This window comes from Cupriavidus sp. PB-02, assembly GCF_058252315.1.
Genome location: NZ_JBXPSX010000003.1, coordinates 314291 through 327574, shown reverse-complemented (window position 1 = coordinate 327574; position 13284 = coordinate 314291). Strand labels below are relative to the sequence as shown.

The 13284-nt window shown below is 59.7% G+C and carries 11 protein-coding genes and 4 pseudogenes; 9 read left to right on the top strand and 6 right to left on the bottom strand.

Annotated elements, in window-relative coordinates; genetic code table 11:
- The first annotated feature begins 70 nt into the window (after nucleotides 1–70).
- From AC10V3_RS35845 to AC10V3_RS35830, 4 genes are all read left to right on the top strand, one after another.
- Complete coding sequence (locus AC10V3_RS35845; RefSeq protein WP_349606623.1) at nucleotides 71–505, top strand: Hsp20/alpha crystallin family protein; 435 nt, start codon at nucleotides 71–73, stop codon at nucleotides 503–505.
- A 17-nt stretch (nucleotides 506–522) separates the two neighbouring features.
- Nucleotides 523–903: an Hsp20/alpha crystallin family protein gene (locus AC10V3_RS35840; RefSeq protein ID WP_349606657.1), complete on the top strand. Its 381-nt coding sequence runs from the start codon at nucleotides 523–525 to the stop codon at nucleotides 901–903.
- Nucleotides 904–1024: 121 nt separating this feature from the next.
- Entirely contained in the window at nucleotides 1025–1285 is a 261-nt protein-coding gene (locus AC10V3_RS35835; protein ID WP_022540297.1) for a hypothetical protein, read from the top strand.
- Nucleotides 1286–1498: 213 nt separating this feature from the next.
- Nucleotides 1499–1654: a hypothetical protein gene (locus AC10V3_RS35830; RefSeq protein ID WP_349606622.1), complete on the top strand. Its 156-nt coding sequence runs from the start codon at nucleotides 1499–1501 to the stop codon at nucleotides 1652–1654.
- Between the two features lie 4 nt (nucleotides 1655–1658).
- On the opposite strand, the gene AC10V3_RS35825 is transcribed toward AC10V3_RS35830, so the two are convergent.
- Both AC10V3_RS35825 and AC10V3_RS35820 read right to left on the bottom strand, forming a co-directional pair.
- Nucleotides 1659–1973, bottom strand: a complete 315-nt coding sequence (locus AC10V3_RS35825; protein ID WP_349606620.1) for a hypothetical protein — start codon at nucleotides 1971–1973, stop codon at nucleotides 1659–1661.
- 9 nt (nucleotides 1974–1982) lie between these two features.
- Nucleotides 1983–2288: a hypothetical protein gene (locus AC10V3_RS35820; protein ID WP_349606618.1), complete on the bottom strand. Its 306-nt coding sequence runs from the start codon at nucleotides 2286–2288 to the stop codon at nucleotides 1983–1985.
- Nucleotides 2289–2320: 32 nt separating this feature from the next.
- Here AC10V3_RS35820 and AC10V3_RS35815 point away from each other — a divergent pair, with 32 nt between their 5' ends.
- On the top strand, nucleotides 2321–2542 hold the full coding sequence (locus AC10V3_RS35815; protein WP_349606661.1) for a hypothetical protein: 222 nt from the start codon (nucleotides 2321–2323) through the stop codon (nucleotides 2540–2542).
- A gap of 160 nt (nucleotides 2543–2702) precedes the next feature.
- On the opposite strand, the pseudogene AC10V3_RS35810 reads toward AC10V3_RS35815, so the two are convergent.
- Nucleotides 2703–4111 (bottom strand): annotated as a pseudogene (locus AC10V3_RS35810) (ISKra4 family transposase).
- A 102-nt stretch (nucleotides 4112–4213) separates the two neighbouring features.
- Here AC10V3_RS35810 and AC10V3_RS35805 point away from each other — a divergent pair.
- Nucleotides 4214–4431 (top strand): annotated as a pseudogene (locus AC10V3_RS35805) (LysR family transcriptional regulator); the annotation flags it as partial.
- A 159-nt stretch (nucleotides 4432–4590) separates the two neighbouring features.
- On the opposite strand, the gene AC10V3_RS35800 reads toward AC10V3_RS35805, so the two are convergent.
- Nucleotides 4591–5898: a carboxylesterase/lipase family protein gene (locus tag AC10V3_RS35800; protein WP_349606616.1), complete on the bottom strand. Its 1308-nt coding sequence runs from the start codon at nucleotides 5896–5898 to the stop codon at nucleotides 4591–4593.
- A gap of 62 nt (nucleotides 5899–5960) precedes the next feature.
- On the opposite strand from AC10V3_RS35800, the pseudogene AC10V3_RS35795 reads away from it, so the two are divergent.
- A pseudogene (locus AC10V3_RS35795) lies at nucleotides 5961–6572 on the top strand (tyrosine-type recombinase/integrase); the annotation flags it as partial.
- Between the two features lie 75 nt (nucleotides 6573–6647).
- A pseudogene (locus AC10V3_RS35790) lies at nucleotides 6648–7165 on the top strand (ProQ/FinO family protein).
- 93 nt (nucleotides 7166–7258) lie between these two features.
- Here AC10V3_RS35790 and AC10V3_RS35785 read toward each other — a convergent pair.
- Nucleotides 7259–7573, bottom strand: coding sequence for a helix-turn-helix domain-containing protein (locus AC10V3_RS35785; RefSeq protein ID WP_349608165.1), 315 nt, complete (start codon nucleotides 7571–7573; stop codon nucleotides 7259–7261).
- A gap of 449 nt (nucleotides 7574–8022) precedes the next feature.
- On the opposite strand from AC10V3_RS35785, the gene AC10V3_RS35780 reads away from it, so the two are divergent.
- Nucleotides 8023–11328, top strand: coding sequence for an adenylate/guanylate cyclase domain-containing protein (locus tag AC10V3_RS35780; protein ID WP_490924502.1), 3306 nt, complete (start codon nucleotides 8023–8025; stop codon nucleotides 11326–11328).
- Between the two features lie 816 nt (nucleotides 11329–12144).
- Here AC10V3_RS35780 and alr read toward each other — a convergent pair.
- Complete coding sequence (gene alr, locus AC10V3_RS35775) at nucleotides 12145–13281, bottom strand: alanine racemase (RefSeq protein ID WP_349606463.1); 1137 nt, start codon at nucleotides 13279–13281, stop codon at nucleotides 12145–12147.
- Nucleotides 13282–13284: the final 3 nt, after the last annotated feature.

The following is a 13284-nucleotide window of genomic DNA, read 5'->3' as shown; positions in this document are numbered from 1 at the left end:
GGCGAAGCCTTACCATTGCAACCGGGGGCGTCCGAATATGGCGCCCGCGCGAAAGCGAATGGAGGCAAACATGATGTATCGATCGTTGTTTCCCCGTGACGTATTCTCAGAACTGGAACGGCTACAGCGCGAATGGCAGCAGCCATTCGAGCTGTCTTCCAGCATTCGTGGTCGGGTCAGTTTTCCGGCCATGAATGTAGGCGGCACCCCCCACTCGGTGGAAATCTACGCTTTTGCCCCTGGCGTCGATCCGGCCAGCATCGACGTGCAGCTGGTGCAGAGCGTGCTGACCATTGTCGGCGAGCGCAAGCCCGATCTCCCCAACAAGGACGAGCAAACCTCCATGCATATCGATGAACGCTTCGCCGGCCGCTTCCGCCGTGTGGTAAGCCTACCAAACGACGTGAATCCCAATGCGGTGGAGGCCAAGTACCGCGACGGCGTGCTGCACATCAGCATCCAGCGCCTCGAAGCCGCGCAGCCGCGCCAAATCAGCATCCAGTGAGCGAGGAGGATCAGGCCATGAGCGAAACTACTGCTGTCACCAAGCAAGCCGACACTGCCAGCACTGAAGCAGCCCTGATGCCGCCAGTGAATGTGTACGAGGACGCCGCAGGCATCACCCTGTACGCCGATCTGCCGGGTGTGCCCAAGGACAAGCTGGCCGTGCAGGTGCAAGGCGATATCCTGACCATCAAGGGCGAAGTCGCCCTGGATCTGCCGGAGGGCATGGAAGCCAGTTACGCGGAGGTTTCTCTGCCCCGTTACCGGCGCGTGTTCACGCTATCCAAGGAACTAGATGCCGAAAAGGTTGTCGCCGAGTTCAACCACGGCGTGCTCAAGCTGCGCATCCCGAAAGCCGAACACACGCAACCCAGCCGCATTGAGGTCAAGGTGGTGTGATGTAAGCCGGGCGGCCGTGGGCATCACCCATGGCTGCCCACACGTAGGAGGGCTGACATGAAGCTGGAATCGTTGAAAGAGAGTTTCGGTATTCGCCCCTTTGAACAGCGAGAGGCCGACGATGCGACTGATCGAACCGGATGAACAACAGGACTTTCTTGCGACCTTGCAGCATAATGGTCTGGCAGCAGATGATTTCGAACTCCTGGAAACGGATACGACTGACCCAAAAGGCGACGAGAACATCGGTTTACAGGGCTACGTCACGGTAACCAGACTATCGACACAAGTTACAAGGGAATACCCCATCGGCGATGAAACCGATTGGGTTCAGCATTTCAGCAAAGATCTCGAAGCCGGCATCTTCGATAAGTCGGAATGAGATCCCGCGTGCTATTGGGGCGGCGGGTGAAAGATGACTACCTACCCGATTGGATACTCACTTGGAAACTCGAGCTGGACGGCCTGAGCGATCAGGCCTGGCGCGAGCGCATAAGAATCTGTTCCTCCAGATACATGCGCATCGTCTGGATATGCCAGATATTCCTCGGGCTCAACGAGGGACTGCAGGCGGGCCAGTTCCAGCGGCAACGCTGTGCCGCAGGACACGGCGCGCGCGATCGCGGAGGTGATGGGCACCAGCCTGCTGCGGGCCGAGTCAGGCGAGACGTTGATGCCGTCAGCCACACCGGTGTGGGTACGGCCGGTGGCAGTGGCGCTGTCGGTGGCACAGCCTGCGGAGGTTATGTAATGGCCTATTTTCCGACCAAACCGGCCACGGCCACAAATGCGGAAACGATAGCTATACCGAGAGCCCATTTCGAAATGCGGAGCGCTTGTCGCGCAGTCTCGACTTGGTCCTGCGGCGCCCCCGCTGCCTGCTCCGTCGCCAGAAGCGCTCGTTCCTTGCGTATCTCCGCTCGCTGGCTGTCGATCCTATCGAGATATGCACGAGCGTTCTCTAAACGCCTGTCGCCGAACGTGTGGCGCTCTACGTGTTGCCGGAATTCGTCCTCGCTGTGTTTAGCAATCCACTCGAGTATTTCGGCATCGGTTTCGAAGTTCGCCATGGCTTGCCCCTATCGTTCCAGAGGATCGTAGCACGCGAAGGAAGCGAGGCGGATGGGGATGGGGATGGCGGGGTGAGCCTGTTCCTCCACGCCAAGAATTACATCCACCGCGGCTCTGCCTGCTACCTCGGCGACGAGATATGCCCAGCGACGAGAGAACGGGCCGCCGTGGACTTTGATTCGCTTGCCGAGTGCAGCAACTCCCGGGGGTCTCATCGGGCCCTCGATCTGGAACCAGACATCGAACATGTCATCGGATGTGCTCGCAAGGTCAATATGGATCTCGAATCCTCGATATTCGGTAACGCGGTCCATGGCTATCTCCCAATGCTGCCAAGGATCCTAGCATGGCCAATGAACGCCCCATCCTCTTCAGCGGCGCCATGGTGCGCGCCATCCTGGACGGCCGGAAGACGCAGACGAGGCGCGTGGTGACCGGCGCCGGGCTCGGCATGTTGAACGACGGCTTCACGCCTGACTATGTTGCACTTGGGAGCGTTAAAAACCTTGGGGTTCGGCTTCAGCAATTCGCCCTAATGGTCGAGGAACTCCGCCACCTCAGCGGGTAGCTCCTCCATGCGCCGCCTGGATTCGCCCCAATCGGTAATGGTCTCCAGGCGAATGATGACTTTCGTCTCGCACCTCGGCTGGCGGTCAACTGTTGCAGATCGCTAATTCCGGGAGTGGAACGAAGTTGGGGGATGCGCCCGTCTACGTGCTCAGTTGGATCTACGGCGACCGAAAGTGCGGGTACTTGTAGATGAATTGCTCCTCCAGCTTGCCATCCAGCAGTTCGACTCGCGCCTGGAGAAGGTAGTGCGCACCGTTGATAGACCACCGCATCTGCTGTCGTTTGGACAGGCGACGGTTTATCAAATGATTCATCACTGATTCTGCCGGAGCGGTAGAGATTCGCCTCCCCGCCCGCCGTGCGCGCGCATAGTCAACAAGGATGGCTGCGTTGTGTTGGAGAAAGTCGAGGAGTCGATTGGCAGCACCGAAGGTAGTCGCTGCGGTAGGGCCATAGAAGCTTTCACGCTTCAACGCCTCCTCTTTCATGGAAGCAGCCAACGTCCTAGTCAACTCTATACCTATTGCCGCTCAGCCTCTCCACAGTGCCCCTCGTATTTTGCGCCATATTTTTTCGCACCGTGAGAAGATCTCTGGGCGCGGTAGGAAGTAGTGGTGCGAGAACAGCGATGATCGTATCGCGTGAAGTTTCATCGCAAGGTGGAACCAGTCGAGCATTGGTGACGCTACTCGAGGCGCGATTTGGGTCACCAGGCTTCGCATCCCGCTTGCACCGTCGTTAACGACGTCCACGAACGTCGACGGAGACCAACCGCACTGCTTCAAGGCTGCGCTCACTAAAACACGCGCCAGGGTTCGGCGAGGAATTGCGCAGGCGAATCGCCTTGCCATCCTACCCTCTCGTTCGATTCGGCCTGCGATCATCTCAAACTTCGAGATCTCCTCGAATGGATAGGCTGTAAGCACAGTACTGTCAATTGCCATCGAGAGTGATTTCGCCCGTTCCTCGCACTGAGGATCCGAACCCCATCCCAGAGCGAACTGGCGGTCTTCAATGTACTCACCGATCTTGATTGTCTCGCGTCGGACACGCATATGAGACAGGCAAGAAACCGATGTCAGCGCAGAAACGACGGCCGCACAGACCTGTATGATCCTGTTGCTCCGTGACGCGCACACAGGTAGGCCAGCTCAGGGGTAGTTCGTGAGGGAAGAAGCCGTTCGATGGGGCACAACGTTTCCCTGTAGTCTTCTATATCGCCGTTCTCATCAAGCGGCTCCGGCAGGCACATGCAAGCCACAACCCGTGGAACGCGAATGTGAATTGTGCCTAGTGCAGTATCGAACGTGCGTGGTCGCCAATCTTTGATGCGGCGATACGCTCCGCAATGCGGGCACCTTCTCTTGGCGCGATCGTAAGCGTAGATCTGCTGCTGTGCCACAGTCTGTTGAAGCGCGAGAGCCAGCAGCCGCAGTTCTCACAGCGAAAGACCGAAGTCTGCAGGCTCCGCGTTACACGTTGGTCGCTCTACTGTCCCGAGTTGGATAGTTTCGACGCTCCCATCGTCCGCATGGGATTGTAGGCAAAGAGTCCAGCGTAGTGACATGGTGGCCCCCGATACTCATCTGGAAACATCATCACTTTAGTCGCAATGTGACACCCTCCCCCAGTTTCTTTCCACTCCCTGGCTCGCACGAACCTCGTTCTTCTACACGTGTCGGACCGGCTGCATTCGCTGACGCAGGACGGCTTCGATGTCGCAATCCGCCACACGACCACCGCGCGCCGCAGACGCATGTGGCGTGGACGCTGTGCCAGACGCGTTCGCTGCTGGTGGCCAGCTGCGACTACCTTGAGCGGCGCGGAACGCCGCCGCACCCGCCTCAGCCATTGACAGCGATAACGCTGTGGTACGGTAGAGGGAACAGCGCAAGACCGCCTACACCCCGCCCCTTACGGTGCGCAGCACGCGCAGCCCCCCGGGGCTCGAGTACATGAAGGATCGAACCCGAAGGGGCGAGAATTGGAATGATGCAGGGGCAACGCCTGAGGTGACGTTGCCCCTTGTCGGTTACAGCTCAGCTCTCAAAAGCGACTATCCACCGGGATACCGGAAGTCGCTCCCCAGAAGTTGCAATGATGTGCCGTCTCGTAATCAGTTTGCCTCTGGGACTTGGGGCCGATTAGACGAATGTACCTGTCTTGCGCGGTGAGGCTCTGCCATTCTTTGCTTCCGCCAACATTGGGATCCCCACTTCGCGCGAACTGCCCAAAGATCTGGCGAATACTTTTTCCTACATCCGTTTCCGCCTTCTTGGACCATGACACGTCAAAGAGATACTCGACGTCAGCGTAATGACCGGACGCGTACGTTTCGTCAGTAGCCTCATCGAACTCGTAAGCATAGACTGGTGTGCGCGAAGCCATCGCCAAGTCGCTCTGCAAAGCGGGGCAATTGAAGGCAGCATCCGTCACAATGGCACTTGCGGCCTCGAAAGGCGTGGGAAAACTGGCCAAGGGGTACACCGCAATAACGTCCTCGGCGCTCTTTGAAGCGGCCGTGGCATAAGCCCGGGCCACAACCTCATATTGGCTAGGGGGTGAGTCAGGACTCTGCGAAGGAATGGCGCGCCCCTCATACCGCGTGACTCCCTGCATGACGGGCATTTTCTGAAATTTTCCTTCTAGAAGAGCCATTCGCTGTGCTTGGGGAATCGTTGTTCCGTCTATGGTTGACTGATTGAATGCACTCGATGCCGTGTTGGTTTTGCCCTGACTTGCAAGGACATCCGCCAACGCCTTCCCTCGCAGGCATGTAGTCGATTGGTCCGTGCACCCCAATCTCTCAGCAAAGCTAGTACCCCGTGTCTGAGAAACGCCCAACGTGGGTGTAAACGGTTGGTATGCGCCGCTTTGAACGATCGCCTTCTGGAACAAACCTGAAGACGATCGTGCAATCAGATGATTGAGGATGTTCAGCCCACCCGAGGACGCGCCGAATACGGTGACGTTGTTGGGATCCCCGCCAAAGGACTGGATGTTATTCTGTACCCAGGCGAGGGACACCTGTTGGTCGAGAAGTCCATAGTTTGCGGCCGGATGGCCCTCCTTGTCGATTGCGGGATGAGAGAGAAAGCCCAGAACTCCAACCCGGTAGTTGGTCGAGACGACGATGACTCCTTGCTCCTTCACAAGGCGACCAGGATCATAATCACTTGCACTGCCGCTCGCGTTTGCACCGCCGTGGATCCAGAACATCACCGGCAGATTGCTTGCCCCCGCCGCTACGTTATCGGGAACGTAGATGTTCAAAAACAGGCAATCTTCACTCGTCGACCTTTGAACGCCTTCAGGCGTTTCGTTGATTACTGGAATCTGCGGTGACGTCCACACTGGGCCTCTCAGCAGCTCGACCTACGAGCAGTTGAGCAAGTTTGAGATTTGCGCGATCACCCAGGGCGCATGCGGCGCGCTGTCGCTGGGTGCTGACGGCGCTCTATCTGGGTGGGTTGCGCGCGTCGGAACTCACGGGCACGCCCATGGGGGCGTTCTTCTGCCGGCGCGACGCCCAGAGCATCGAGCGCTGGTGGCTGGAAGTGAGCGGCAAGGGCAACAAGACCCGGCTGGTACCGGCCACCGATGAGCTGATCGCCGAACTGGCGCGCTACCGCCGCGCCCACGGACTGCCGCCCACGCCACAGCTGGGGGAAACGCGCCCGCTGCTGCTGCCGGTGACCGGCCGTGAGGCGGGTCGCGACAAGGCCCTGTCACGCGGGGCGCTGCACTTGATCCTGAAGGAGGTGTTCGGCCTGGCGGCCGGGCGCCTGCGGGCGCGCGGGCCCGAGTGGGAAGCCCAGGCCGATGTCCTGGCCAGCGCCTCGGCCCACTGGCTGCGCCACACCGCCGGCTCGCACATGACCGACCAGCAGGTCGACCTGCGTTTTGTGTGCGACAACTTTGGCCATGCCTCGATCGCCACCACCAGCGCTTACCTGCACAGCGAAGAGGATGCGCGGCACGAGGCCACCCAGGAGCGACATCGTATTGGGTGGACCGGGAAGACGTAAGGCGCACCCCGCGTGGCAAGCCCCGAAGGGGACGCGGCTGCTAAAATCGCTCCACGCGATCCACCACTGAATTCAATGGGCTTCGAACAACTGCCGACACTCAAAGCACAACTGGCAGCACAAGCAAAGGCTGAAAAGGCCGCAAAGTCCGCAAAGGCTGCCGAGGTTCCGAAGCGGGCCACGCCGCCCCGCGCACGGGACGCTGCGCCGGCCAATCCGGCAAAGCCGCCCGTCGATCCGGTGGTCCACGCGATCGCCAGGCTGCAACGGCGTTTTCCGCTAGCCTTTCCGAAGAACCCGGCGCCCAAGGTGCCGCTCAAGATCGGCATCTTCGAGGATCTCCTCCCGCATGCCCAGGCGCTTGCCCCTCACGGAGGCCGAATTGCGCGAGGCGATCAAGACCTGGTGCCGCGGCGCCCGCTACTGGGCCTGCCTCCTCGAAGGCGCATCACGGATGGATCTGGCCGGCCAGGAGGCCGGGGCAGGTTCGCCCGGAGGATGCAAAACGGGCGCAGCAACTGCAAGCGAGGCGTTCGCGGGGGGCACCATCCAAATCGGCGAAGGCGTCGCACCCCGTTGATGCGGCTCGATAGGTTGAGGTTTTGGCATGGACAGCCGGCTCAGGGAAGGCGCACAGCAATCCATCTCCGCGCCGCGGCGCCAGGATGGCAGCCTCGCTTAGGACGCTAATCCCACGCTGCCGGTTCGCCAGGCTTGGCCGCATGGGCCGCAGCCTGTTCGAGCCAAAGTGCATGCTCCTTGGGCACGACCAGCATCGTCAAACCCAGTCCGTCCAGCACGCGCAGGGCGTGCTCGAGATTGACGCCCTTGCCGTTCTCCAGCTTGGACAGCATGCCGACAGAGACCCCGCAATGCCTCGCCGCCTGGTCAATGGGCACCCCGCCCCCTGCCCGGGTGGCTCGAATGCGGCCGCCCAGTTGCTGAATGGTGCGAATTGTCGCGCGCGAAGGAGGCGTCGGATCAGGTAGTGGTCGCGGCATGGAGGCCCGTCCCGTGAAGAAGGCAAGCCAGCGTGGAGGCTGCTCGCCAAATTATTTCATGATCGTGAAATTATACTAGACACGGAAAGATGGCCCCCTTCTAGGTCGGGCCGTCAAAGCCGGTCAAGCTGAACCGCTGAAAGTAGTGACGGCCGACGACTGCCCCACCCCTTGTAAGCCAGCATGTCTGAGCTTGTAGTTTGAGCCAGGCGATTAATTGCGTTTTATCCCATAGCAAGCCTACCAAGAGACTTGGCAATGCGAGCGCCCTCCAAGGGGGCAAAACGTGCTTTGACCTTGGCGATCACAGTCAACGCCGCCTCCTTGTCACCCGCTGCCACGGTATAACGGCTCGGCCCTTGCACGGCGTCACTCAGCGATAGCTACGGCCTTGCGATAGACGGCAATGGGGCATCTAATGGACTGAAGGAGGTCCGAAGGAGGCTCCCATGGCGCAGTGCACAAAATGCGCGTTCGAAAATGCCGTTGGCGCCAATTTCTGTCAGCAGTGCGGCAACAGGCTGGTGCGCGTTTGCCTGCGTTGTGGCCATGCACTCGATCCGACGGCACGCTTTTGCAATGCGTGCGGCGAGCCCGTCAGCGAATTACCGCAAGCATTACCTGTTGCCCCTATTCACTACACCCCTCCCTACCTGGCCGAGCGCATTTGGGCCGAACAAGCCGCCCTGGAGGCCCGAGGCAAGACAGCCGGCGAACGCAAGACCATTACCGTTCTGTTTGCCGACATGGCGGGCTCGACTGCGCTTATTCACGACCGGGACCCTGAAGAGGCCTACGGCCTGATCGCCCCCGTTATCGAGATGATGATGGAGGCCGTACATTACTATGAGGGCTACGTCGCAAAGTCATTGGGCGACGGAATACTAGCGCTGTTCGGCGCGCCCATTGCCCACGAGGACCACCCGCAGCGGGCGCTGTATGCGGCGCTGCGCATGCAGGCGGCGATGCACCGGCACAGTGACCGGCTTCGCCTGGAGCAAGGCATCTCACTGCAGATCCGGGTGGGCGTCCACACGGGCGAAGTAGTGGTGCGCTCGATCCGCAAGGACGACTTGCACACTGACTATGACCCGGTAGGACACACGATCCACATTGCCTCGCGGATGGAGACCATGGCCGCGCCCGCGTCCATCCTCGTCAGCGAAGCGACGCACAAACTCGCCGAAGGGTATTTCGAGTTCAAGGCGCTGGGCGAGGCTCAGGTCAAAGGTATCCCCAAGCCACTGGCGGTCTACGAAATGCTGGGACTGGGCGCGGTGCGCACGCGCTTGCAAGTGGCGGCGCGCCGCGGCCTGGCCCATTTCGTGGGCCGCCAGGCCGAACTGCAGGCACTGCACCGAGCGCTAGATCTGTGCACGGCCGGACACGGGCAGATCGTTGCGGTGGCGGGGGAAGCGGGGGTTGGCAAATCGCGGCTATTTCACGAGTTCAAGGCGCGCTCGCAGAGCTGCCTGGTGCTGGAGACCTTCTCGGTGTCGCACGGCAAAGCCTTTGCGTATTTGCCGCTCATCGAACTCTTGAGGAACTATTTTCAGATTACCGCCCAGGACAGCGAGAAACAGTGTCGCGAAAAGGTTACGGGTAAGGTGCTCACTCTAGAGCGCAGCCTGGAAGACCTTTTGCCCTACCTGCTTCAACTGCTGGGTATCAGCGAAGGCGACTCTGAACTGGCGGACATGGGTGCCGCTCTCCGGCGAGAGCGGACGTTCCACGCCATCACGCGCCTGCTAGTGCGCGAGAGCTGCAATCAACCTGTCGAAGTCCTATTTGAGGACCTGCAATGGCTGGATAGCGAGACCGAAGCATTCCTCGCTTTCCTCATTGATCGGGTAGCGGACGCCCGAATCCTCCTTCTCGTAAACTACCGGCCCGAGTATTGGCTCGCCTGGAGGCACAGGGACAATTGCACTGAAGTCAGGCTCATTCCTTTGGGTTCAGGCGAGGCGCAGGACTTGCTCAGTGTCTTGTTGGGCGATGACTCCGGCCTCGGGCCGCTCAAGCAGCTCATCATGGAAAAGACCGAGGGGAATCCCTTTTTTATGGAGGAGGTCGTCCAGACGCTGGCCGAGCAAAATGCGCTGCTCGGTACACCGGGCCATTACCGCATCGAAGAAACCCCAGCCGCGCTGCATATTCCGACCACAGTACAGGGCGTGCTCGCCGCACGCATAGATCGGCTGCCACGCGCGCAGAAGGAACTGCTGCAAACCTTGGCCGTGATCGGCAAGGAGTTCCCTTTGAGCTTGATCCGGCAAGTTGCCGGACAGTCGGAAGAGTGCCTGTATCCTCTGCTGACCGGCCTGCAGGCCGCGGAGTTTATCTACGGGCGACCTGCCTTCCCCGAGGTCGAGTATGCGTTTAAGCACGCCCTCACACAGGAAGTCGCCGGCAACTCCTTGCTCTTGGAACAGCGCTCTGCGTTGCACGAACGCACTGGCCGGGCCATCGAAGCCCTTTTCCATTCTCAGCTGAAAGACCACTGCAGCGAACTGGCCCATCACTACAGCCTCAGCCGCAACATCCCCAAAGCCGTGGAGTATCTGCATTGCGCCGGGCGCCAAGCCGTCGACCGGTCAGCTAATCTTGACGCTGTCCGTCACCTAAGTACAGCTCTGGATCTGCTCAATTGCCTGCCTGACACGTCTGAACGAGCGCCCTTAGAGCTGAATTTACGCTTCACGCTCGGGCAGGCCTTAATTGCCGTGCGGGGCTATGCAGCGTCTGAGGTAAAGTCCAACTATACCCGTGCTCTTACTCTGTGCGACTCAAGTAGTGAATCCCAGCAGCTCTTCAAGGTAAAGTCGGGATTGCGCATGTTTTTTCTATCTCACGGACAGCATGAAACAGCATACAAACTAGCCCAGGAACTGCTTGACCTTGCTGTGCCCACACAGGATCCGGTGTTGCTCGCGCAAGCACATATAGCATTGGGAGCATCCTCGTTTTTTTTGAGCGAGCTTCCCATGGCACGCACTCACTTGGAGCAAGGGCTTGCTTATTATGACACCGAACAACATCCCACTCATGTCGCATTATATGGGACCGATCCCGGGGTGCGCGGCCTTAGCTTGTTGGCATGGACATTGTGGCTCTTGGGCTTCCCGGCTCACGCCAGCAAACAAGCACAAGAGGCGCAGGCACTAGCGAATCGGCTTGCTCACCCATTTAGCCTCGCAAGCGCCCTCATTTTCGCAGCTGGCATTCATCAATGGCGACATGAGGTAAATCTGGTCCGAGAGTGCGCTGATGCGGCCCTCGCGCTCTCCGCCGAACAAGGATTTCCGTTCTGGAACGCATGGGGAACCATCCTAAAAGGCTGGGCGGTTGCTGAGATGGGAGGGCGTAAGCAGGGCATCGCGCAAATACGCCAAGGTTTGTCCGCATACCAAGCAAATGGCGCCGAGTTGGCGCGGCCATATCTCCTAGCCCTATTGGCCCAAACGTATGGGAATGCGAGGCAGCCACAGCCAGGACTAAAAGTGTTGACCGAGGCATTTGAAATCGCTGATAGAAATGGGGAACGCTACTACGAAGCGGAGCTATATCGCCTGAGAGGCAAATTGCTTCTCGATCAATCTAATCAGCGCCACTTGTCCATCGATCCCGAAGCGGAAGCCTGTTTTCATCAAGCAATAGAGATAGCTCGCCGGGACAGTGCTAAGACGCTTGAGGTTCGCGCAGCTCGGAGCTTGGCACGCTTATGGCGGCAAATAGGCAAAAATGAAGCTCACTAGAATGATGCTCGACGGGCTCGACTGACGATTTCCGACGGAGAGCACTCCGCTGACAGTCAGGCGCGTCTTCACCAGGGCATCGGCGTCGTAACCCTTGTCGGCGATAACCGCTCCGGTGCGCCAACTGCACGACCTTCTCCGGCACACGAGATGTGGCAACCAATCCTTCGGGGATGATCAGCCGCAGTGGACGGCCTGCGCCGTCAACTGCCAGGTGCGTGCAGCACGGGACTCAGTCCGCCACGGGAACTGCGAAGCGAGCGCGGGCGGCAGGTCACGTCGCAACTCCAGAAGGAATCAACCTAAGGCACCGAACAGGCCCTGGTGCAAATCGGCGATCCTATGACATCGAGCGGGAGATCCGTGGACAACTGCCAAACGCATCGGAAGATCCTGCAACCGCGAGGCTGTGTTGCGACTGACGATGGCCTGGCGATCCACTACGCAATCGTGTACGGGCCCAGGTTGTTGCCAATGATCTTGTAGGAGACCATCAAAATGCGCGTGCTCTCGTCCGTCGAATGCGCATCGAGGCTCGCGCTCGGCGGGTCGGTTTCCGACGCGGTTTCGAGTCGTGGTGGAGTCGAATGCCTCCATATCCCTTACCGAGGCGAAAAAGAGCCCGACATCCCGGGTACGATGCCGGACCGGTGAAATCCCGCGCTGGGGGTCTATCAGCGCAGGCGAGAAAGGTCTTTACAGAGCGTCCGTATCGCTCATCGGCCACGGCGCCGAGGCGCACTCGGCGGGAGTAGCGAACGGACTGCCACGATGTACACCGTTCACCTCACCTGCGTCAATACCAACGCCTATTCGTTACTGCACGGAGATGTGCGGCAGACTACGCGCGAGTCTCGGAATCAACTCCAGCACCGGTACGTTGAACGCCTCAGCTAGTTCATCAATGGTGATTTCCTGGCCTCCATCCGCCCCGAGGAACGTGACAATGCTTCCGATGCCGGCCTGCGGAATGTCGGTGAGATCGACGACGGTATGCTGCAGCGAGCGGCGCCCCATCACAGGCGCCTCCCGACCTTGGACCAATACTCGTCCCAATGGCGGGACGTGATTGAGTCCATCACCGAAGCCGATCGGCACGACGCCCACTCGCACAGTTCGTTCCAGGCGGATAGGCGCTGAATACCCGATGCCTAGCACTGATCCAGCGGGGTGCTCCTGTACATGAATGACGCGACCCCGAATGGCGTGCATCATCGGTGTAAGATCCGCGCGGCTCATCCATTCATGGTCAAGGGCACCGTACAGGAGACGGCCGGGATCCACCGCCCGATAACTCAGTTGAGGATGCGCGATCATGACTCGCGAACTCGCCAGCATCGTCACCACATCGTTGAAGCCGGCCGCACTCGCGTCCGCCAGCGCAGCGTTGAAGACGCCGGCCTGCCTCTCCGTTACGACTTCATCGCCCGGCGAACTCAAATGGGTGTAGATGCCCTTGAGCCGTACGGTCGACTGCGCGGCAAGCGCCCTGAGCGCTACACCCCATTGCGACGGAAGGAAGCCAAAGCGACCGAATCCAGGATCGATCTCAAGAAAAGCATCTACCGGGACCCCAGCGGAGATGAAAGCTCGCAGGCTCTCCATGCTCTGGATCGTTACCGTCAGCCCCAGCGACGCTACGCGAGCGGCATCCTCGGGAAGCGTAGACGCAAAGAGCAGGATTTCCTTCTCAATACCGGCCTTGCGGATCGCAAGGCCCTCCTCCGGACTTCCGACACAAAGCGCGTCAACACCCGCCTCCGCAGCCAGCTTTGCTACACGAGCTGCGCCAAAACCGAAGCCATCGCCCTTGCAAACAAAGTAAATCTCTACGTCGTTGCCTACCAGCTTACGGGCGACCGCCAAATTGGAACGCAATGCTCCCCAGTTGATCTCAGCCCAGGCAGGCCGTAACAGCTGCACCTCGCGTTCACTCAACTCAAACTCTCGCATGGT